Raw genomic sequence first — 21,468 nt, forward strand, 5'->3', positions numbered from 1 at the left:
CATGATGCCGTCCGCGCTTCGCCGAGCGGCTATCCGGGCGGAACGCGGCGCTTCCGCGTGCCCCCGGTGGTCCTGCGGGCTGCGGCAAACGCATTGGACAAGGATTCATCCCATGATTCTATGATGGCCTCATGGCAGACGACGAGACAGCGACCATCGACCCCGCCACCGCACCGGAGCTCCGGTCCGGGCCGGCGGCGGGCAGCGGGCGCCCCACGGCGGCGCCCCTGGCACCAGGCCCCACTTCGGGTTCCATGCCGGGACCGACGTCGGGATCCGTCTCGCCCTGGGCCCAGCGCCTGGTCATGGCCGGACTCGTCCTCGCCGCCCTCAACCTCCGGCCCGCCATCACCAGCCTGGGCTCCCTCCTCGAGGAAGTGCGCGACGGGCTGGGCATGAGCGGCACCGTCGCCGGACTGCTCACCTCCGTCCCCGCCCTGTGCTTCGCCCTCTTCGGGATGACCGCGCCCGCGCTGGCCCGCCGCTGGGGCCCCGCGACGGTCGTCTTCGCCGGGTTGACGGCCATCACCGCGGGTCTGGCGATACGGCCGTTCGCCGGTGGCACCGTGGGCTTCCTGGCGGCCAGCGCGCTGGCGCTGGCCGGTATCGCGGTGAGCAACGTGCTGATCCCCGTGATCATCAAGCGCTGGTTCCCGGACCGGGTCGGCGCGATGACGGGTCTGTACTCGATGGCCCTGGCGCTCGGTACCTCCGCCGCGGCCGCCGTCACCGTTCCGATGACCGACGCGATGGGCGGCAGTTGGCGCCTCGGGCTCGGTGTCTGGGCGGTGCTCGCCGCCGTCGCCGTGCTGCCCTGGCTCTCCGTCGCCCGCAGCCGCACCAACCGTCAGGCGCGTGAAGAGGCCGCCGCCGCGACTCCCCAGCAGGCCCCCGCCGCCCGGATCACCCGCTCTCCCACGGCCTGGGCGATGGCCGTCTTCTTCGGCCTCCAGGCCACCGCCGCGTACATCACCATGGGCTGGATGCCGCAGATCTTCCGCGACGCCGGGGTGTCCGCCTCTACGGCCGGTGTGCTGCTGGCGGTGACCATGGTGATGGGCGTGCCGCTCTCCTTCGTGCTGCCCAGGGTCGCGGCGCGCCTGCGCCACCAGGGCGTGCTCGCCGTCGTCCTCGGCCTCTTCGGACTCACCGGCTACACCGGGCTGTGGCTGGAGCCGGCCGGCGGCGCCTGGGTCTGGGCGGTGCTGCTCGGCATCTCCAACTGCGCCTTCCCGCTCGCCCTCACCATGATCGGGATGCGCGCCAAGACCAGCGCCGGGGTGGTGAAGCTGTCCGCCTTCGCGCAGAGCACCGGCTATCTGCTGTCCATCCCCGGACCGCTCCTGGTGGGCGCGCTCTACCAGCACACCGGCGGCTGGGACCTGCCGATCGCGCTGATGGCGGCGCTGATGGTGCCGCAGATCGTCGCGGGCGTCCTCGCCGGACGCAACCGGACCCTGGAAGACGAGCTCTGACCCTGCTCTGACCTGCCGCCCCGTCCCGCCTCGGCCCGTCCTGGCCCGGGGCCGGGGCGGCGACCCGCCGGAGCCCGGCGAGGGCCGGATGCGACACTGGAGCCATGTCGTCTCCCGTGCTCGATCCCAACCCCCAGGGCGGCCAGAAGAAGCTGCTCACCATCCTCGGCGTGATGCTGGGGATCACCGTCGTCATCGGCGTGATCGCCACCATCGCCTCGCCCTGACGCCCGCTCATGGGCCCATGGTGGGGCTGGCCCCACCATCCCCTAGGGGGCCAGGCTCAGGGGGAAGTGGGTGGGTCACCTGATGGGAACGGCGGCGCTGAGTCCCTAGATTCGAAGGGTCACAGCGGCTGACCGCCCGGAGGCGATCCGATGTTTCCCCCTACCCACCCCCGGCACGTCACCCACTCCCGGCGCGTTCCCTCGGCGGCCGGCGGGGTGGAGGTCCAGCTGCCGTGGTGGGCCATCGCCCTCCCGGCCCTCGCCTTCGCCGCGCTGCTGCTGCTGATAGTCGGCCCGGCCGACGCCGGTGCCCGCGAGGGCGGCCAGGGCAGCGGGACCCTCTCCCAGGTCGTCACGGTGATCCGGCAGGCGGTGTTGTAGCAGCCGCCGGCCCTGGGCAACGGCTCCGGGCGCCGGCCCTGGGACCGGCCCTGCCGCTCGGTGCGGCAGCCTTCCCGGCGGTCGCGGTAAACCGCCGCTCGAGGCCGTGCCACTCACGGTGGGACCGTTCCAACACCCCGCGCTGCGCCCCGTTTTTCATGCGAAGCTGGTCGCATGAGCACCGATACGCCCCGCAGGATCGTGCTACTCCGACACGCCAAGGCCGACTGGTCCGAGGAATCCGATCACGAACGACCGCTCGCCGAGCGTGGCCGCAAGGACGCCCCGGCGGCCGGACGCTGGCTCGCCAGTTCAGGGATCGTCCCGGACCTCACCCTGTGCTCCACCTCGGCCCGTACGCGCGAGACGTGGAAGCTCGCCGTCCCAGAACTGCCTCAGCGGCCGAGAACCGTCTACGACGAGCGGATCTACGAGGCATCGCTCGGCGAGCTGATCGCCTTGCTCAACGAGGTCTCCGAGGATGTCAACGACCTCATGCTCGTCGGCCACAACCCCGGAGTCCACGCACTGGCCGACGCGCTCGCGGGCGAGGCGGAGGGCGATGTGCTGCCCCGCATGAACCGCAGTGGTTTCCCCACCGCCGCCATCGCGGTGCTGACCTTCAGCGGCTCCTGGAAGTCGGTCGAGCACGGCGTCGGGCGTCTCATCCAGTACTGGACGCCGCACGCCTGAGGGACCGGCCCCGGAGCCGCAGGTGATCGGCCCCCGCTGAAGCGCACCAGGCGGGGGCCGTGTGCCGCGCACCGCGCGGGCGGGCGGCTCGGCCGCGGTGCCGCCGCTCAGTCGCTGTGGGTCTCCGCCGCCTCGACCTCTTCGCGGGTGACTCCGAGCAGGTACAGCACGGTGTCCAGGAACGGCACGTTCACCGCGGTGTGGGCGGCCTCCCGCACCACCGGCTTGGCGTTGAACGCCACACCGAGCCCGGCCGCGTTCAGCATGTCCAGGTCGTTCGCACCGTCGCCGATCGCCACGGTCTGCGCCAGCGGCACCCCGGCCTCGGCGGCGAACCGGCGCAGCAGCCGGGCCTTGCCCGCACGGTCCACGACGTCGCCGACCACCCGCCCGGTCAGCTTCCCGTCCACCACCTCCAGGGTGTTGGCGGACGCGAAGTCCAGCCCCAGACGCTCCTTGAGGTCGTCGGTGACCTGCGTGAATCCCCCGGAGACCACGCCCACCTGGTAGCCGAGCCGCTTGAGAGTGCGAATGAGCGTACGAGCGCCCGGCGTGAGCCGGACCTCCGCCCGCACCTTCTCCACCACCGACTCGTCGATCCCCTCCAGCAGCGCGACCCGGGCGTGCAGGGACTGCTCGAAGTCCAGCTCACCGCGCATCGCCCGCGCGGTGACCTCGGCGACCTCGGCCTCACACCCCGCGTGCGCCGCGAAGAGCTCGATCACCTCGTCCTGGATCAGGGTGGAGTCGACGTCCATGACCACCAGGCGCTGCGCCCGCCGCTGGAGACCGGAGGAGATCACCGCGACATCCACGCCGAGGGCCGCGGCCTCGGTGGCGAGCGCGGTGCGCAGCGGCTCGGTCTGGGTGCCGGACACCTCGAACTCCACCGCCGTCACCGGGTACTTCGCCAGCCGGAAGATACGGTCGATGTTGCCGCCGGTGCCGGTGATCCGGGCCGCGATCCTGGCCGTCGACTCGGCGGTGAGCGGATGGCCGAGCACCGTGACGTGGGAGCGGCCCATACCTCGCGGCCGGTTGTCGCCCCGGCCGGAGATGATCTCCGCCTGGAGCCGCAGGGAATCGGCCCAGCTGTGCACGGTGGCGCGCAGGTCACCCTCGGTGACACCGGAGCCGGCCGGTGGCGTGACCAGGGCGCACAGCACTATGCGGCCCCGGGTGACGACCTGCTCGATGTCCACGACGTCCACGTCGTAGGCGGCGAGGGTGTCGAAGAGGCCGGCGGTGATGCCCGGACGGTCCTTGCCGAAGATCTTGACGAGGAGAGTGGGATCGTCGTCGCCCGGTACGGCGGTGGCAGGTGGGATCTGCGATGCGCTCATGGTGTTCCCACCGTATCGGGCCCGCTCGGAGCCTCGCGCGGGTGTCCGCGCTGCGGACGTATCAGCGACTCGGAGTGTTCCACCCACGGTCACCGAGTGGTCACCCGCCCCCGCACCTGCTCCCGTCACTGCCCGTGCCGGGCTCCGGCATCAGTCCTGGCACCGGCCCGGGCCGGGCTCCGGCATCTCTCCTGCCACCGGCCTCTGCCGGGCTCGGGCATCAGCCCCGGCCGCCGCCCACCGCGCCAGGCCCGAGTGCCCGGAATCCGGCGGTTCCGGTCGTCCAGGTGAGCAGCGCCCCGACGAAACCGGCCGCGCCGCCCCACACCGCGCCCAGCAGCAGCGCCCACAGCACGCTCCCATGCAGCTCCAGCCGGCTGTCGAAGGCGTCGAAGCCGAGAATCGACAGGCCGGCCCCCGCCGAGAGCCCGGTCAGCCACACCAGCAGCGGGAAGGTGAGCGCCGTCACGGCCGACAGCCGCACCGCGCACCGGCCCGCGAACCGATACGGTCCCGGATCGCGGACGCCGGGCGTGACGGCCGGGGGCTGTAGATCCCCCCGCACGGAGCCGGGCAGAGGTGTGCGGGCCGCGGTGAGCAGCCCGGCGGCGAGCATCGCCAGCACGCAGGCGACGACCAGCAGCCAGACCTCGCTGTTGAGCTCGGCCAGCCGCCCCACCGTGATCGTCTTGTCGTTCTCCCCACCGAGCAGGTCGTCCAGCGGATCAGGCAGCACCTGCCGCAGCGGACCGGTGGCCGAGCCGTGCCAGGGCACGAACAGCCCCAGCGGCACCCCGAGCCACGCGCCGTTCGGCGCGCCGAGCAGGGCGCCGCCGATCACCAAGCCCGGATGGTCGTCGTCGATCGCGGCGACCGCGGCGGCGGCCAGCCCGGCGCCGACGGCCAGCACCAGCACCGCGCAGAGCGCGGAGGCGGCCGGCCGCACCGTCTCGTGCGCCCCGTCCCAGCCCTCGGGCAGCGGGGCGCGGCGCGCGACCAGCAGTGCGATGAGCAGCACCCCCAGCACCCACACGAGCCCGCCCAGCAGCGAGCGGCCCACCGCGACGGAGAAGCCGACCTCGGCCTTGGCGTTCACCAGGTCCGCGAGGTGACCGGGGAGCAGTCCGCCGCCGATGCCCGCGATGTCCCCCAGCTCCTCGGGCAGCCGGTCGAGCAGTCCCTCGCCCCGGTCCCGTCCGATATCGCCCAGCCCGAGCTCGGAGCCGTCGATCGTGACCGTATCGTTGCCCACCCAGCAGAGCCCGCCGAGCAGCGCGACGAAGAGCACGGCCACCGCGCCTGCCCGCGCGGCGAGTTCACCCAGCCCGATCACCGGACCGGCACCGCGCAGCGATCGCAGGAACAGGTAGCCCAGTAACAGGGCGCCCACCAGCGAGATGCCCAGGGGCGTGACGTCCACCGCGCTGGTGGCGTCCGCGCCCACAAGCCCGAAGACGCTCACATCGCCTGACGGATCGACCGCGCCACCGACCGCGAGCGCGACCGCGGCGGCGGTCATGGGCCCGAGCGCGCCCGCCTCGTCCGCCCCCATCAGATGCAAAGCCAGCGCCGCGACGCCCACCATGGCCAGAAACGACCAGCTCACGGCGGCGAGCGCGGTCAGCAGCAGCCCGCCCGGGCGGACCCGCTCGCCGTCCCCAGCCGCCATCGTGCTTCCCTCGGTCGATGCGAGTTGCCCGGTTCCCTCATGATCTGCACCGTCCATGGGTGCCTACCACTTTCCGGGGGCCTTTCGGATGAAGTCAACGCTGCCCGATACCGGTCTTGCCAAAGCCCGACTTCCCGTTCATGGACTGAGCCTGAAATAGTTCCCCACGATGTTCGCCATCCCTAGACTCCCTGTGCAGGGGGAAATTCGGGGGACAACTAGTGGGGCATGGAGTGCCGGAACTCGTACTGGAATTGAACGGACAGACCTGGACACTTGACCCGTCCCGGTCATACAGCCTGGGCCGTGACCCGCAGGGTGACCTGGTACTGGATGACGCCAGGGTCTCGTGGCGCCATGCCACCGTGCGCTGGGCCGGGCACAGTTGGGTCATCGAGGACCACGGCAGCACCAACGGCACCTATACACAGGGCCAGCGGATTCAGCAGATCGAAATCGGCCCCGGTTCGGTGGTGCACCTCGGCAATGCCACCGACGGCCCCCGGCTGAGCCTTTCCGGTGCGGTGGCGCACGCGGGTTCGGGCGCCTTCAACGCTCCGAACGGCATGGCCGCGCAGGCGCAGGCTCCGTACGCCGCGCCCGAGCAGCCGCAGCAGGCCCCGTTCGCTCCGCCCCAGCAGCAGCCCGCCCCCGCCTGGGGCCACCCCCAGCAGCAGCCGCAGCAGCCGTACCAGCAGCAGGCCCCGCAGGGCTGGCCGCAGGCGCAGCCGCAGCAGCCGCCGCAGGGCCAGCCCCCGCAGGGCTTCGTGCCGCCGCAGCAGGCCGCCGCCCCGCAGGCCCCCGCTCCGCAGGCCGGCCACGCGCACACGCCGCCGCAGGCGCCGCCCGGGCAGCCGGCGCAGAAGGTGCCCGGGGCCGGCCCGGTGGGTCCGGCGCCCATGCAGGGTGACCGCAGCCCGACGACCTTCCACCACCTGGCCGTCGGCCGCGTGATGCGTATCGGCCGTGCCCTGGAGAACGAGCTGGTCGTCTCCGACCTGCAGGTCTCCCGCCATCACGCCGAGTTCCGGGCCCTGCCCGACGGCCGCTTCGAGATCGTCGACCTCGGTAGCCACAACGGCACCTACGTCAACGGCCAGCCGGTCCGCCAGCAGGTCATCGGCCCGAACGACATCGTCGGTGTCGGTCACTCCACCTTCCGGCTGGTCGGCGACCGGCTGGAGGAGTTCGTCGACACCGGTGCGGTCTCCTTCTCCGCCCGCCACCTCACGGTGACCGTCGACGGCGGCAAGCAGATCCTCAAGGACGTCTCCTTCAGCGTCCCGGAGAAGTCCCTGGTCGCCGTCATCGGCCCGTCCGGTTCCGGAAAGTCCACCCTTCTCAAGGCGCTCACCGGGTACCGCCCGGCCAACCAGGGCGACGTCCTCTACGACAACCGGAATCTGTACAAGCAGTTCGCCGAGCTGCGGCAGCGCATCGGTCTGGTCCCGCAGGACGACATCCTGCACAAGGAGCTGACCGTCCGCACCGCGCTCAAGTACGCCGCCAAGCTCCGCTTCCCCGGTGACACTGCGGAGGCCGAGCGCAGGGCCCGTATCGACGAGGTGCTGCGCGAGCTCAAGCTCGACATCCACGCGTCCAAGAAGGTCACCTCGCTCTCCGGCGGTCAGCGCAAGCGTGTCTCGGTCGCGCTGGAGCTGCTCACCAAGCCCTCGCTGATCTTCCTGGACGAGCCGACCTCCGGCCTGGACCCGGGCATGGACCGCGACGTCATGCAGCTGCTGCGCGGCCTGGCCGACGACGGCCGCACCGTGCTGGTGGTCACCCACTCGGTCGCCGAGCTGGCGCTGTGCGACAAGCTCCTGGTCATGGCCCCGGGCGGCGCGGTCGCCTACTTCGGCCCGCCGGAGGAGGCGCTCAACTTCTTCGGGTACGAGACCTGGGCGGACGTCTTCTCGGCCTTCGAGAACTACCGCGACTACGACTGGGCGGGCCGCTGGCGCGGCTCCCAGCACTACCAGCTGTACGCCGCCGACCTCGACGCCGTGGCCCCGCAGTCGGTGCACATCCAGCCGCCGCCGGCCCGGGTGGCGAAGCCGCAGAGCTGGGGCTCCCAGCTGTGGACGCTGATCCGGCGCTATCTGTCGGTGATCGCCTCCGACCGGGGCTTCATGGCCCTGATGGTGATCCTGCCAGCCGTCCTCGGCATCGTCAGTACGGTCATCCCGGCCAAGAACGGCCTGGTCCACGCGCCGGCGCCCAAGCACAATCCGCAGGCCGGCACGGTCATCATGATCCTCGTGGTCGGCATGTGCCTCTCCGGCGCGGCCAACTCCGTACGTGAACTGATCAAGGAACGGGTCATCTACGAACGGGAACGGGCTGTCGGCCTGTCCCGCTCCGCGTATCTGATGTCCAAGGTCATCGTGCTCGGCGTGATCACCGCCTGCCAGGGCGTGATCATCTGCGCCATCGGTCTGCCCAAGCGCGAGCTGCCCGAGGAGACCCTCGTCCTCCCGCCGTTCGCCGAGCTGTGCGTGGCGATCATGGCCATCGGCCTGACCTCGATGATGGTCGGCCTGGTCATCTCCTCGCTGGTGAAGACCTCCGAGAAGACCATGCCGCTGCTGGTGATGTTCGCGATCGTCCAGATCGTCTTCACCGGCATCATGTTCCAGATCTACGACTCGCCGGGCGTGGAACAGGTCGCCTGGCTGATGCCCGCCCGCTGGGCGGTGGCCGCGGCCGGCGCCACGCTGGACCTCGGCCCCGGCCTGGGCCACGTGATGGCGCCATGGGACAAGGAGAACGCCAACAACCCGGACCCGCTCTGGGAGCACGTCGCCTCGCAGTGGTACACCGACCTCGCCGTCCTGCTCGCCATCGGCGTCATCTGCGGCTTCGTCGTCTCGCGGCTGCTGCGCCGCCATGAGCCGGAGGTCATGCGCAAGTGACCCGGCCGCGCCGGGCATGACGCGGCGCGCGCGAAAGGGCGGCACCCCACAGGGGTGCCGCCCTTCGTCATGGCGTCGCGGTGGCCGGACGGGGCCGGGCCGATCCGGATCAGTAGGCCGAGTTGACGTTGTCCATCGAGCCGTACCGGTCCGCGGCGTAGTTGCAGGCCGCGGTGATGTTGGCGACCGGGTCGTAGATGTCCCAGGAGGTGCCGTTGACGTGGTACGCCCGGAAGGTCGGGTCGATCACCTGGAGCAGGCCCTTGGACGGGATGCCGTTGGCCGCGTTGACGTCCCAGTTGTTGATGGCACGCGGGTTGCCGGTGGACTCACGCATCACGTTGCGGTAGATGCCCTGGTAGGTGCCGGGGATGCCCTCGCGCTTCATGATGTCCAGGGACTCCCGGATCCAGCCGTCCAGGTTGTTGGCGTAGGTCTTGGGAGCCGGGGCGGCCTTGACGAGCGGCTTGCGCGCGGCGGCACGGCTGGCGGCCTCGGCGGCACGCTTCTTGGCGACCTGCTCCTTGACCGCGCGCTCCCGCTCGGCCTTGGCCTTGGCGGCGATCTCCGCGGCCTTCTTCTTGGCGGCCTCGTCGGCCTTCTTCTTCGCGGCGGCCTCAGCGGCCTGCTTCTTCGCCTCGGCCTCGGCCTGCTTGGCGGCCATCGCGGACTGCTGGGTGAGACTGTCGTGCTGGATCTTGCCGCCGAAGGAGGCGTCGCTCAGCACGGCGACGGGCTTGGCGGAGAGCGCCTCGGCGTGCGCTTCGGTGTCCGAGCTGCCACCCGGCACGACGGTGAAGGCCAGGGCGGCGGCGCCGGCCGCGGCGATGCCGGCGGCGGAAAGCTTGTGGGTCTTGGTCAGACGGCTATAACCGGAGATGCTGGGGACGCGCATGCGGGTGTAGTCCTCTTCCAATCGCTCGAGTCGCAAGGGCACCGATCGGCGCGAAAAAAGCGCCGCGTCTCGATGACGGCGCCGTGCGACCCGGTAATTGTTAGCGGCCGCAAAAATGCCTGGCAAAGGTGTGACCTACGATCCGCGATAGTGGAACCCGGGCCCGCCGATCCGCGTCCGAGCCCCCCACCGCCCCGCTTATCGGGGCCTTAAGGCTCCACTAATCCAGGTCGTAGGTGATCTGCGTCCTATGCACAGGCTCACACCGAGGGGCCTTCTCCCTCGCTCACTGTGCTCAAGCGAATACAGAAAGTCTGACGTTTCGGACTCCGCGGCCGGCCCGTCCCGGCGGGTGCGTCCCGGCCGGCGGCCCGTCGGCCACCGCGGCCACCCGGCCACCGTCCCCGGTCCTAGTCCCCAGGGCCTAGGCGCGGGCCACCGCCGGTCCGATACAGGGCCACCCGGCCCGTCGATACGGTGATCCCATGAACACAGGAAGGGGCAGTGCTCCCGTAGCCGGTGCTCCCGGTGCCGGCCTGGCGAGCGTCAGCGGCGCGCTGCTGGCCATGAACCGGCATCTGGACGTCCGCGATGTCCTGCAGACGATCGTGGCCTCGGCCCGGCAGCTGCTGGACGCCGAGTACGCGGCCCTCGGCGTCCCCGACGATCACGGCGGCTTCGCCCAGTTCGTCGTCGACGGAGTCAGCGACGAGGAGTGGAAGGCCATCGGCCCGCTGCCCCGCCAGCACGGCATCCTCGCCGCGATGGTCCAGGACGCGACCCCGCAGCGGCTGGCCGACGTGCGCAAGGACCCGCGCTTCGAGGGCTGGCCCTCCGCCCACCCCGAGCTGTCCGACTTCATCGGGCTGCCGATCGCCGACGGCGACGAGGTCCTGGGCGCCCTCTTCCTCGCCAACAAGAGGTGCCCCAAGCCCCACGGGGGCTGCGGCTTCACCGCGCACGACGAGGAACTGCTCCGCATCCTCGCCCAGCACGCCGCGATCGCCCTCACCAACGCCCGGCTCTACGAGCGCGGCCGCGAGCTGACCATCGCCGGCGAGCGCGCCCGCATCGCCCACGAGCTGCACGACGCCGTCGCCCAGAAACTCTTCTCACTGCGCCTGACCGCCCAGGCGGCGGCCGCCCTGGTCGACCGCGACCCGGCCCGCGCCAAGACCGAACTCCAGCAGGTCATGGCGCTCGCCGCGGAGGCCGCAGACGAGCTGCGCGCCGCCGTCATCGAGCTGCGGCCCGCGGCCCTCGACGAGGACGGCCTGGTCGCCACCCTGCGCACCCAGGCCGAGGTGCTGGACCGGGCGCACACCGCACACGTCACCTTCGCCACCCGGGGCATGCGCGCACTGCCTGCTTCCCAGGAGGAGGCCCTGCTGCGGGTGGCCCAGGAGGCGCTGCACAACGCACTGCGGCACTCCGGTGCCGAGCACGTCGAGGTCTCCCTCACCCGCCAGGGCCGGAGCGGCGCACTGCTGCGGGTGGCGGACGACGGTGCGGGATTCGACCCGAAGGCCGTACGCCGCGCCGGGCGGCACCTGGGCCTGGTGTCGATGCGCGACCGCGCCGGCGGCGTGGGCGGCAAGCTGACGGTGGACTCGGCGCCCGGACGGGGCACCGTGATCGAGATGGAGGTGCCCGGTGGCTGAATCGGAGGAGGTGGCCCGGAGGGCCTCGTCTGAAGGGCGGTGGCGGGAGACGGGCGGGCGGATTCGGGTACTGCTCGTCGACGACCACCAGGTGGTCCGGCGGGGCCTGCGTACCTTCCTTGAAGTACAGGACGACATCGAGGTCGTCGGCGAGGCGTCGGACGGCGAGGAGGGCGTGGTCCGCGCCGAGGAGCTGCGCCCCGACGTGATCCTCATGGACGTGAAGATGCCCGGCCTGGACGGCATCGGCGCGCTGCGCAGACTCCGCGAGGCGGGGAACCCCGCCCGGGTGCTGATCGTCACCAGCTTCACCGAGCAGCGCACCGTGGTCCCCGCCCTGCGCGCCGGCGCCGCCGGCTACGTCTACAAGGATGTGGACCCCGACGCCCTGGCCGGCGCCATCCGGTCCGTACACGCCGGGCATGTGCTGCTCCAGCCCGAGGTGGCGGGCGCCCTGCTCTCCCAGGACGAGGCGAACGGCACGCAGGGCCGCCAGGGCTCGCTGACCGAGCGGGAGCGCGAGGTGCTGGCACTGATCGCGGACGGCCGCTCGAACCGGGAGATCGCCCGGGCGCTGGTCCTCTCCGAGAAGACCGTGAAGACCCACGTCTCCAACATCCTGATGAAGCTCGACCTCGCGGACCGCACCCAGGCGGCGCTGTGGGCGGTCCGGCACGGCATCGGGGCGTGACCCGGCCCCGCGGCGCCGGAGAAGTCATCCGGAGAACAGAGATTCATACCGTCGGGTGTATGTCACCCGTTCAGCGCAACCCCGGCGGTGGTCGCCCGTTCTCCAGTGCGGCTACGGCAGATGCCGTGGCCGCACGCTAGGAGGGTTTGACCAAAGTGAAGAACATCAAGAAGTTCGCGGCCATCTCGATCGCGGCCGCCGGCCTCACCTTCGCCGGTGCCGGTGTGGCCTCCGCGGAGAGCGGCGCGGTCGGTGCGGCCGCGGGCTCGCCGGGCGTCGTCGCGGGCAACACCGTCCAGGTCCCGGCCCACGTCCCGGTGAACGGCTGCGGCAACACCATCTCCGTGGTCGGCGTGCTGAACCCGGCCCTGGCCACCCCGTGCCACGGGAACTGATCTCCCGGCCGGCTCAGCGCTGACCGTCCGGCGGGCCCCGCTGTCACACCGACCGCGGGGCACCGTCACGTCCGGGCCCGGGCCGGCTCCCGGGGCGGCCCGGCTCCCGGCGGCCCACCGGCCCACGACCGGTCCCGCTCACGACCGAACCGGCCCGGCGGGCCGAGCCCGCGACACCTGCCTCAGCGCCGGACCGGCTCACGCCCCGGCCGGCTCAGAGGCCCCTGCTCACGGAGAGCTCGGAGGCGGGCCCACTCACGGCCGGTGGCGCTCCCGCTCCTCCAGATACGCGTTGTACGCGGCCACCTGCGCCCGCCGCGCGGTGCGCTCCACCGGCCGCAGCGCCTCAGACCGCGCCGCGATCTCCGAGGCACTCACCGCCCCGCCGTGCTCCCGGCCGTCGCCTCCGGCCCCGTAGGCGATGGAGATCAGCCCACCGACCCGCTGGGCCAGCTCCAGCACCCGGGCCGCGCGAGGCGGATATCCCGGCGCCAGCACCTCCCGGCCCCGCTCGGCGCGCGCCCGGTAGGCATCGAGAGCCGCCTGCGCGACCGGGCCGGAGCCGGCGACGTTCAGCCGGGAGAGCAGCTCCGTGGCCTCCCGCAGCGCCTCCGCCAGCTCCCGCTCGGCCTCGCCCAGCGAGGGCACGTCCGCGGGCGGCGCCTCCCGCACCGGCAGGCAGCGCCACACCACCTCCACATGCGCGTCTCCCCGCGGGCCGGCGGTGAAGACTTCCGGCACCAGGCCCAGCGACACGCCCGGCGCGAGCACGGCCTCGCCCGCCTCCAGAGCCCGCGCGTTGAACTCCGCGGGGCCGCTCAGCCCCAGCGGATGCCCCGGCACCGGCAGCGCCACGCCCAGCCCGGTGGCCCCCAGCGCGCGCAGCCGGCCGAGCGCCAGCGTGAGGCCCACCGGGGCGGACTCCCCGGGCAGATCGGCGACGCGGTGCGTCGCATCCTCGCCCACTATCTGGTGCGCGGCCTCATCAGGCGAGACAAGTCCGGCAAGAAGGGCATTTCCCCATGCGGCGAGACGTCCTGAACGCGGTTCATCGAGCATGGCACCAGCCTAAGGACAGGCACTGACAACGCGTGGCGTAGGTTTTCCCTGGGGGCTGCGCCTGCCGGCGCAAGCGACATACGAGACTGCAATGGGAGACAACGCGCTCATGAGCGATGTTCTGGAGCTGGTGGACGTATCCGTGGTCCGCGAAGGCCGGGCTCTGGTGGACCAGGTCTCCTGGTCGGTCGCAGAGGGGGAGCGCTGGGTGATCCTCGGCCCCAACGGCGCCGGCAAGACCACCCTGCTCAACGTGGCCTCCAGCTATCTCTTCCCGACCACCGGCACCGCCCAGATCCTCGGCGAGAAGCTCGGCGGCGTCGACGTCTTCGAACTGCGCCCCCGCATCGGCATGGCCGGTATCGCCATGGCCGACAAGCTCCCGCGCAACCAGACCGTCCTGCAGACCGTGCTGACCGCCGCCTACGGCATGACCGCGCACTGGCACGAGGACTACGACGCCGTCGACGAGGAGCGCGCCCGCGCCTTCCTCGACCGCCTCGGCATGAACGACTACCTGGACCGCACCTTCGGCACCCTCTCCGAGGGCGAGCGCAAGCGCACCCTGATCGCCCGCGCGATGATGACCGACCCCGAGCTGCTCCTCCTCGACGAGCCCGCGGCCGGCCTCGACCTCGGCGGCCGCGAGGACCTGGTGCGGCGCCTGGGCCGGCTCGCCCGCGACCCGTACGCCCCCTCGATGATCATGGTGACCCACCACGTCGAGGAGATCGCCCCGGGCTTCACCCACGTCCTCATGATCCGTCAGGGCAAGGTGCTCGCCGCCGGCCCCATGGAGACCGAGCTCACCTCCCGCAACCTCTCCCGCTGCTTCGGCCTGCCGCTGGTCCTGGAGCGCAACGGCGACCGCTGGACCGCGCGGGGCCTGCCGCTCAACCGATAGGACGGTCCGACGCCCAGCCCTCGCCGCACGGCACCCTGTCCGTCGTCCGCCCCCGAGAACTACCATGATGATGTGGACGGATGGGTGTGGTGGCTGATAGCCGCCGTAGGGCTGGGCATTCCGCTCGTACTGACCGCGATGCCCGAGTTCGGCATGGTCGCGGTCGGCGCCGTCGCCGGTGCGATCACCGATGCGCTCGGCGCCGGGCCGGTACTCCAAGTCGTGGTCTTCGCCGTCGTCTCGGTCGCCCTGATCGCCGTCGTGCGGCCGATGGCGAACCGCGCGCGCCGCGGCCGCCCCGAACTCGCCACCGGTATCGAAGCCCTGAAAGGCCGCCAGGCCGTCGTCCTGGAACGGGTCGACGCCAGCGGCGGCCGGATCAAGCTCGCCGGTGAGGTGTGGTCCGCGCGCGCCCTCGACACCGACCAGGTGTACGAGCCGGGTCGGCAGGTCGACGTCATCGAGATCGACGGAGCCACCGCCGTCGTGATCTGATCCTCCGTCAAGCTGCGCCGCACGCCGGTTATCTGAAAGACTTCAACATCATCGTCCGATGAGACCGACCAGCCTTGATCATCCGGACCCATGGAAGGCACGGGGAGCGCTGTGGAACCGATCATCATCGTCCTGATCATCCTGGTGGTGCTCGTCTTCATCGCACTCATCAAGACGATCCAGGTCATCCCGCAGGCCAGCGCGGCCATCGTCGAGCGCTTCGGGCGCTACACCCGCACCCTCAACGCGGGCCTCAACATCGTCGTGCCGTTCATCGACTCGATCCGGAACCGGGTCGACCTGCGCGAGCAGGTCGTGCCCTTCCCGCCGCAGCCGGTGATCACCCAGGACAACCTCGTCGTCAACATCGACACCGTCATCTACTACCAGGTGACCGACGCGCGCGCCGCGACCTACGAAGTCGCCAGCTTCATCCAGGCGATCGAGCAGCTCACCGTCACCACCCTGCGGAACATCATCGGCGGCATGGACCTGGAGCGCACCCTGACCTCCCGCGAGGAGATCAACGCCGCGCTCCGCGGAGTGCTCGACGAGGCCACCGGCAAGTGGGGCATCCGCGTCAACCGCGTCGAGCTCAAGGCCATCGAGCCGCCCACCTCCATCCAGGACTCGATGGAGAAGCAGATGCGCGCCGACCGTGACAAGCGCGCCGCGATCCTCCAGGCCGAGGGTGTCCGGCAGTCCGAGATCCTCCGCGCCGAGGGCGAGAAGCAGTCCGCCATCCTGCGCGCCGAGGGTGAGGCCAAGGCGGCCGCGCTGCGCGCCGAAGGTGAGGCCCAGGCCATCCGTACGGTCTTCGAATCGATCCACGCCGGCGACCCGGACCAGAAGCTGCTGTCCTACCAGTACCTCCAGATGCTCCCGAAGATCGCCGAGGGCGACGCCAACAAGCTCTGGATCGTGCCCAGCGAGATCGGCGACGCCCTCAAGGGACTCGGCGGAGCCATCGGCAACTTCGGCCCGCTCTCCGGCGGCGGCTCCCCCAAGGAAGCCCCGCCGGCCCCGCGCCGCGAGCAGCCCCGGATCGACTGACCCCACCGCCGCACCCTTTCCGCACCAAACCATGAGCTGCCGCCCGGCGCGTCCCGCGCACCGGGCGGCAGCTCATCGCACATCAGGCGGCCCACAGCGTCAGCCTCCGCGTAGCATCAGGCGCACGCGGCCTCCCCCGTCGTCAGCCCGGCGCCCCCCGACTCCTCAAGCTTCATCAGCAACGCGTCCGAAGGCGTCGGCGCGAACGGCGCACGGAGCAACCGCATGCCCGCCTGCTCCGGAGTCCGATCCGCCTTGCGGTTGTTGTCCTCCGCGCAGGACGCGACCGTGTTCAGCCAGGTGTCCCCACCCCCGTGCGATCGGGGCACCACGTGATCCACGGTCGTCGCCCGGCGGCCGCAGTACGCACACCGGTGCCGATCACGTACCAGGACACCACGCCGCGACCACGGCGCCTGTCTTCGGAACGGCACCCGCACATACCGGGAGAGCCGGATCACCCGCGGGACGGGCAGTTCGACCGCCGACGCCCGCACCCGCAGCCGGGGATGGGCCTGTTCGACAACGGCCTTGTCCTGCAGAACCAGCACCACAGCACGTCGCAGCGTGACCGTCGCCAACGGCTCGAAGCTCGCGTTCAGAACCAGCGTCTCGCGCACCCAGACCACCTCCCACGCCCGGCATTCCCGGCCCGCACCACCATGGGCGGGCCGGGATCAACTCTGGCGCGGCGGCCGGATGACGACAACGCAATTTCGCGGTGGCGTCAGCCCTGGGCAGGCGTCTCGTACTCACCGATCAGCTGGGCACGAGCCAGCGCGTGGAACCGCAGATGGAAGCCGACGACCGCCGGCGAGGCGTCGGCATCCGGCCCCAGCCTCTCGCTGTCCACGGCGTACACGGTGAACACATAGCGGTGCGGCCCGTCCCCGGGCGGCGGCGCGGCACCCCCGAAGTCCCGCGAGCCGTAGTCGCTCCGCGCGTGCACCGCGCCCTGCGGCAGCCCCTCGAAGTCACCGCTGCCCGCACCGGCCGGCAGCTCGGTCACCGACGCCGGGATGTCGAAGAGCACCCAGTGCCAGAAACCGCTGCCGGTCGGTGCGTCCGGATCGAAGCACGTGACGGCGAAACTCTTCGTCTCCGCCGGGAAACCCTCCCACCGCAGGTGCGGCGAGCGGTTGCCCCGCGCGTGCACCTGGTCGGGCCCCAGCGTCCCGCCCGGCTCCACATCGTCACTCACCACCGTGAACGACGGCACCGGGGGATGGAAGTCATGGGGGAGCGGACGCCGCTTCTGCTCGGACACGTCGAAACCTCCTGCTGCTCGTGCGAGTCGCATGCGCGGCCAGCCTAACGATCAGCCACCACCCCTTCTGGGACGATGCCGACATGACCACACCGGCGCCCCAGCCCGCCCGGCACACCGCCGAACTCCATCTGGACGGCGTGACCGACAAGGCGGCCTTCCTCGACGCTTGCGCGCGTGATCTGCGGCTGCCCACCTGGTTCGGCCGCAACTGGGACGCGCTCGCCGACGTGCTGACCGACCTGTCCTGGTGGGGGGAGCCGATCGAATACGTGCTGCGCGTACACGGCTGGTCGGACTTCCGCCGCGCCGACCCCGAGGACGCCGCCACGGCCGCCGGCATCCTCGCGGACGCCGAGTCCTACTGGGCCGCCCGCGGCACACCCCTCACCGTCGTCTACGACCCCAGGAACGACTGACCCGCGCGCCCCCGCGCACACACGACGCGGGGGTGCACCCGGACGACGTCCGCGCACACCCCCGCAGGAACAGCTGGTGCCTCAGAACCAGTTGCGGCGGCCACCGACCTCGGCGAGCCACTGGTTGAGGTAAGCCGTCCAGTCGGTGCCCTGGTACGACGCCAGACCCACCGTGAACGAGCGGTACGAGTCGCTGCCCTCGGTGAACAGCCCCGGCTTCTTGTCCATCTCCAGCACCACGTCCATCTCGTTGTTGTCCGCGATGAACGTCAACTCGACCTCGTTCAGCCCGCGGTACTGCTGCGGCGCGGAGAACTCGATCTCCTGGTAGAACGGCAGCCGCTGCCGGGTACCCCGGATGTGCCCCCGCTCCAGGTCCGCGCTCTTGAAGCGGAAGCCGAGGTTGCCGAACGCGTCCAGGATCGCCTGCTGCGCCGGGATCGGGTGCACATTGATCGGGTCCAGGTCACCGGAGTCCACGGCTCGCGCGATCTGGAGGTGCGTGGTCACCCCGACGTTCATCCCGGTCAGGTGCCGGCCCAGGAATGTCGTGATCGGCGTCTCCCACGGGATCTCCAGCCCGAACGGCACCGTGTGCACGGCACCCGCCTGCACCTCGAAGGCGCCGCCCAGCTGCAGCCGGGTGAACTCGATGTCCTGCTTGGTCTCCTGGTCGTGGCCCTCGACCTCCACCCGGGCCTGCAGACCGACCGACACCCCCTCGATCTGCTGCGGCACGGAGCCGCCCTGGATGCGGACCTCACCCTGCACGACGCCGCCCGGGACGACGTTCTCCTCGGTCAGCACCGTCTCCACGGACGCGCCACCGGCACCCAGACTCGCGAGCAGCTTCTTGAAGCCCATGTTCTTCCTCTCCAGGACGTGATCACTGATTGATCCGCCGGTCCCACGGATCCGGGCAGATCCGTGCGCGACCGCACTGTGCACCGTACGAACGCGGAACAGCGTCGCGCGGTTCCGTGCCTACCCTCCCAGCCGCCCGGGCTCGTCACCAACAGCGAGGGCGAACTGTTGCAGGATCCGTTGCACTACGCTCGAATCCCGTGACCGTGCCACCCACCCGTACGCCGCTCGACCGAGACTTCTTCGACCGTCCGGTACTGGAGGTCGCACCGGACCTCCTCGGCCGCACCCTGGTGCGCCGTACTCCGCAGGGCCCGATCGAAGTGCGACTGACCGAGGTGGAGGCGTACGCCGGCCCGGCCGACCCGGGCTCGCACGCCTACCGCGGCCGCACCCAGCGCAATGCCGTGATGTTCGGCCCGCCCGGCCATGCCTACGTCTACTTCACCTACGGCATGTGGCACTGCCTGAACCTGGTCTGTGGTCCGGAGGACTCCGCCAGCGGCGTGCTGCTCCGCGCGGGCGAGATCGTCCACGGCGCGGAGCTGGCTCGCACCTACCGCCCCACCGCCCGCAACGACCACGAGCTGGCCAAGGGGCCGGCCCGCCTGGCCACCGCGCTCGACGTCGACCGCCGCCTGAACGGCGCCGATGTCTGCGATGGACCGGGAGCGCCGCTGGGAGTCCTCACCGGTGAGCCGGTCGCGGCCGCTCGGGTCCGCCGGGGACCGCGGACCGGAGTGGGCGGAGACGGCGCGACCCACCCATGGCGCTTCTGGATCGCGGACGATCGCACGGTCAGCCCGTACCGGGCACACGTCCCGCGCCGCCGTCGGTAGACGACCCGTCAGGTGGAACTTGACTCGGACCGGACGGACGCCTAACGTAGCCCGAGCCGCTTGAGACGGGCCGTATGGCTGGAGCGACCCCTGGGTCTGCTCCACCACAGCTCCGGGCGGCACACCACTACCTGCGACTCCCGGGATCGGGAAAATTCGGCATGCCGAATTCCGGTCCGAATAGCTCGATTATGAGCTGCCAGGGAAATCCGCTAAAGTAGTGAACACGCCGGAAGGCGCGAAACAAACCCCCTCCAACGGGGACCGGAAATGAATTCCGACCGACTGCAACTTTCGAGAAGCAGGGGAACGGAAAACGGATCTGGTAAGGTTGGAAACACCGAAGGGAAGCGCCCGGAGGAAAGCCCGAGAGGGTGAGTACGAAGGAAGCGTCCGTTCCTTGAGAACTCAACAGCGTGCCAAAAGTCAACGCCAGATATGTTGATACCCCGTCTCCGGGCCTGATGGTCTGGGACGAGGTTCCTTTGAAGAAAAAACACAGCGAGGACGCTGTGAACCGAGGGGACTATTCCTCTCCTTGGTTCCGCTCAACGCGAGTGTGCAACCGGATTACCGGTAAACATTCACGGAGAGTTTGATCCTGGCTCAGGACGAACGCTGGCGGCGTGCTTAACACATGCAAGTCGAACGATGAACCCGCTTCGGTGGGGGATTAGTGGCGAACGGGTGAGTAACACGTGGGCAATCTGCCCTGCACTCTGGGACAAGCCCTGGAAACGGGGTCTAATACCGGATATGACCACTGACCGCATGGTTGGTGGTGGAAAGCTCCGGCGGTGCAGGATGAGCCCGCGGCCTATCAGCTTGTTGGTGGGGTGATGGCCTACCAAGGCGACGACGGGTAGCCGGCCTGAGAGGGCGACCGGCCACACTGGGACTGAGACACGGCCCAGACTCCTACGGGAGGCAGCAGTGGGGAATATTGCACAATGGGCGAAAGCCTGATGCAGCGACGCCGCGTGAGGGATGACGGCCTTCGGGTTGTAAACCTCTTTCAGCAGGGAAGAAGCGAAAGTGACGGTACCTGCAGAAGAAGCGCCGGCTAACTACGTGCCAGCAGCCGCGGTAATACGTAGGGCGCGAGCGTTGTCCGGAATTATTGGGCGTAAAGAGCTCGTAGGCGGCTTGTCGCGTCGGATGTGAAAGCCCGGGGCTTAACCCCGGGTCTGCATTCGATACGGGCAGGCTAGAGTTCGGTAGGGGAGATCGGAATTCCTGGTGTAGCGGTGAAATGCGCAGATATCAGGAGGAACACCGGTGGCGAAGGCGGATCTCTGGGCCGATACTGACGCTGAGGAGCGAAAGCGTGGGGAGCGAACAGGATTAGATACCCTGGTAGTCCACGCCGTAAACGTTGGGAACTAGGTGTGGGCGACATTCCACGTTGTCCGTGCCGCAGCTAACGCATTAAGTTCCCCGCCTGGGGAGTACGGCCGCAAGGCTAAAACTCAAAGGAATTGACGGGGGCCCGCACAAGCGGCGGAGCATGTGGCTTAATTCGACGCAACGCGAAGAACCTTACCAAGGCTTGACATACACCGGAAACATCCAGAGATGGGTGCCCCCTTGTGGTCGGTGTACAGGTGGTGCATGGCTGTCGTCAGCTCGTGTCGTGAGATGTTGGGTTAAGTCCCGCAACGAGCGCAACCCTTGTTCTGTGTTGCCAGCATGCCCTTCGGGGTGATGGGGACTCACAGGAGACTGCCGGGGTCAACTCGGAGGAAGGTGGGGACGACGTCAAGTCATCATGCCCCTTATGTCTTGGGCTGCACACGTGCTACAATGGCCGGTACAATGAGCTGCGATACCGCGAGGTGGAGCGAATCTCAAAAAGCCGGTCTCAGTTCGGATTGGGGTCTGCAACTCGACCCCATGAAGTCGGAGTCGCTAGTAATCGCAGATCAGCATTGCTGCGGTGAATACGTTCCCGGGCCTTGTACACACCGCCCGTCACGTCACGAAAGTCGGTAACACCCGAAGCCGGTGGCCCAACCCCTTGTGGGAGGGAGTCGTCGAAGGTGGGACTGGCGATTGGGACGAAGTCGTAACAAGGTAGCCGTACCGGAAGGTGCGGCTGGATCACCTCCTTTCTAAGGAGCACAGCACCGTCTGCGAGCGAATGTCTCGCACGGTCAGCTCATGGGTGGAACGTTGACTACTCGGCAGGATCGTCTGATCCGTCTTCCTAGTACTGCTCTTCGG

General features: G+C 70.1%; 20 protein-coding genes and 1 rRNA gene. 14 read left to right on the forward strand and 7 right to left on the reverse strand.

The genetic code is table 11. From position 1 onward, the window contains the following. Positions 1-131: 131 nt before the first annotated feature. From AC4BDD_RS23735 to AC4BDD_RS23750, 4 genes are all read left to right on the forward strand, one after another. On the forward strand, positions 132-1,475 hold the full coding sequence (locus AC4BDD_RS23735; protein WP_490687489.1) for a CynX/NimT family MFS transporter: 1,344 nt from the start codon (positions 132-134) through the stop codon (positions 1,473-1,475). Between the two features lie 104 nt (positions 1,476-1,579). Beyond that, positions 1,580-1,702 (forward strand): SGM_5486 family transporter-associated protein, encoded by a 123-nt coding sequence (locus tag AC4BDD_RS23740; RefSeq protein WP_490687490.1) that lies wholly within the window; start codon positions 1,580-1,582, stop codon positions 1,700-1,702. Between the two features lie 150 nt (positions 1,703-1,852). Then, a complete protein-coding gene (locus AC4BDD_RS23745; RefSeq protein WP_490687491.1) occupies positions 1,853-2,083 on the forward strand; it encodes a hypothetical protein in 231 nt (76 codons plus the stop codon). Between the two features lie 174 nt (positions 2,084-2,257). Beyond that, positions 2,258-2,776, forward strand: coding sequence for a SixA phosphatase family protein (locus tag AC4BDD_RS23750; protein ID WP_490687492.1), 519 nt, complete (start codon positions 2,258-2,260; stop codon positions 2,774-2,776). A 107-nt stretch (positions 2,777-2,883) separates the two neighbouring features. Here the strand turns inward: AC4BDD_RS23750 and serB are convergent, their stop codons facing one another. Beyond that, the gene (gene serB, locus AC4BDD_RS23755; protein ID WP_490687493.1) at positions 2,884-4,119 is read right to left on the reverse strand and encodes a phosphoserine phosphatase SerB; all 1,236 of its coding nucleotides are present in this window, start codon (positions 4,117-4,119) and stop codon (positions 2,884-2,886) included. A gap of 220 nt (positions 4,120-4,339) precedes the next feature. Then, positions 4,340-5,788 carry a streptophobe family protein gene (locus AC4BDD_RS23760; protein WP_490687494.1) on the reverse strand — a complete coding sequence of 483 codons (1,449 nt, stop codon included), beginning with the start codon at positions 5,786-5,788 and terminating at the stop codon, positions 4,340-4,342. 221 nt (positions 5,789-6,009) lie between these two features. On the opposite strand from AC4BDD_RS23760, the gene AC4BDD_RS23765 reads away from it, so the two are divergent. Then, positions 6,010-8,703: an ABC transporter ATP-binding protein/permease gene (locus AC4BDD_RS23765; protein ID WP_490687495.1), complete on the forward strand. Its 2,694-nt coding sequence runs from the start codon at positions 6,010-6,012 to the stop codon at positions 8,701-8,703. A gap of 109 nt (positions 8,704-8,812) precedes the next feature. On the opposite strand, the gene AC4BDD_RS23770 is transcribed toward AC4BDD_RS23765, so the two are convergent. Next, complete coding sequence (locus tag AC4BDD_RS23770) at positions 8,813-9,598, reverse strand: transglycosylase SLT domain-containing protein (RefSeq protein ID WP_490687496.1); 786 nt, start codon at positions 9,596-9,598, stop codon at positions 8,813-8,815. 485 nt (positions 9,599-10,083) lie between these two features. Here AC4BDD_RS23770 and AC4BDD_RS23775 point away from each other — a divergent pair, with 485 nt between their 5' ends. From AC4BDD_RS23775 to AC4BDD_RS23785, 3 genes are all read left to right on the forward strand, one after another. Beyond that, entirely contained in the window at positions 10,084-11,259 is a 1,176-nt protein-coding gene (locus tag AC4BDD_RS23775) for a GAF domain-containing sensor histidine kinase (protein WP_490687497.1), read from the forward strand. A 10-nt stretch (positions 11,260-11,269) separates the two neighbouring features. Continuing rightward, positions 11,270-11,950, forward strand: a complete 681-nt coding sequence (locus AC4BDD_RS23780) for a response regulator (RefSeq protein WP_490691913.1) — start codon at positions 11,270-11,272, stop codon at positions 11,948-11,950. A 155-nt stretch (positions 11,951-12,105) separates the two neighbouring features. Then, positions 12,106-12,345 carry a chaplin gene (locus tag AC4BDD_RS23785; protein ID WP_490691914.1) on the forward strand — a complete coding sequence of 80 codons (240 nt, stop codon included), beginning with the start codon at positions 12,106-12,108 and terminating at the stop codon, positions 12,343-12,345. A gap of 255 nt (positions 12,346-12,600) precedes the next feature. Here the strand turns inward: AC4BDD_RS23785 and AC4BDD_RS23790 are convergent, their stop codons facing one another. Then, positions 12,601-13,404: an Rv1486c family protein gene (locus AC4BDD_RS23790; protein WP_490687498.1), complete on the reverse strand. Its 804-nt coding sequence runs from the start codon at positions 13,402-13,404 to the stop codon at positions 12,601-12,603. Positions 13,405-13,513: 109 nt separating this feature from the next. On the opposite strand from AC4BDD_RS23790, the gene AC4BDD_RS23795 reads away from it, so the two are divergent. The 3 genes from AC4BDD_RS23795 (at position 13,514) to AC4BDD_RS23805 (ending at position 15,856) form a co-directional block, all read left to right on the forward strand. Further along, positions 13,514-14,308 carry an ABC transporter ATP-binding protein gene (locus AC4BDD_RS23795; protein ID WP_490687499.1) on the forward strand — a complete coding sequence of 265 codons (795 nt, stop codon included), beginning with the start codon at positions 13,514-13,516 and terminating at the stop codon, positions 14,306-14,308. 72 nt (positions 14,309-14,380) lie between these two features. Beyond that, positions 14,381-14,803 (forward strand): NfeD family protein, encoded by a 423-nt coding sequence (locus AC4BDD_RS23800; RefSeq protein WP_490687500.1) that lies wholly within the window; start codon positions 14,381-14,383, stop codon positions 14,801-14,803. A 111-nt stretch (positions 14,804-14,914) separates the two neighbouring features. After that, positions 14,915-15,856 (forward strand): SPFH domain-containing protein, encoded by a 942-nt coding sequence (locus AC4BDD_RS23805; RefSeq protein ID WP_490687501.1) that lies wholly within the window; start codon positions 14,915-14,917, stop codon positions 15,854-15,856. Between the two features lie 116 nt (positions 15,857-15,972). On the opposite strand, the gene AC4BDD_RS23810 is transcribed toward AC4BDD_RS23805, so the two are convergent. After that, positions 15,973-16,476 (reverse strand): HNH endonuclease, encoded by a 504-nt coding sequence (locus AC4BDD_RS23810; RefSeq protein WP_490687502.1) that lies wholly within the window; start codon positions 16,474-16,476, stop codon positions 15,973-15,975. 107 nt (positions 16,477-16,583) lie between these two features. Next, the gene (locus AC4BDD_RS23815) at positions 16,584-17,123 is read right to left on the reverse strand and encodes a YbhB/YbcL family Raf kinase inhibitor-like protein (RefSeq protein WP_490687503.1); all 540 of its coding nucleotides are present in this window, start codon (positions 17,121-17,123) and stop codon (positions 16,584-16,586) included. Between the two features lie 83 nt (positions 17,124-17,206). On the opposite strand from AC4BDD_RS23815, the gene AC4BDD_RS23820 reads away from it, so the two are divergent. Then, complete coding sequence (locus tag AC4BDD_RS23820; protein WP_490687504.1) at positions 17,207-17,542, forward strand: barstar family protein; 336 nt, start codon at positions 17,207-17,209, stop codon at positions 17,540-17,542. 81 nt (positions 17,543-17,623) lie between these two features. On the opposite strand, the gene AC4BDD_RS23825 is transcribed toward AC4BDD_RS23820, so the two are convergent. Beyond that, positions 17,624-18,406 (reverse strand): sporulation protein, encoded by a 783-nt coding sequence (locus AC4BDD_RS23825; RefSeq protein ID WP_490687505.1) that lies wholly within the window; start codon positions 18,404-18,406, stop codon positions 17,624-17,626. Between the two features lie 200 nt (positions 18,407-18,606). Here AC4BDD_RS23825 and AC4BDD_RS23830 point away from each other — a divergent pair, with 200 nt between their 5' ends. Together AC4BDD_RS23830 and AC4BDD_RS23835 are read left to right on the forward strand one after the other, a co-directional pair. Beyond that, positions 18,607-19,245, forward strand: coding sequence for a DNA-3-methyladenine glycosylase (locus AC4BDD_RS23830; protein WP_490687506.1), 639 nt, complete (start codon positions 18,607-18,609; stop codon positions 19,243-19,245). Between the two features lie 583 nt (positions 19,246-19,828). Beyond that, positions 19,829-21,356 (forward strand): 16S ribosomal RNA (locus AC4BDD_RS23835). The last annotated feature ends 112 nt before the right edge of the window (positions 21,357-21,468 follow it).

This window comes from Streptomyces sp. JLBT605, from assembly GCF_058215555.1.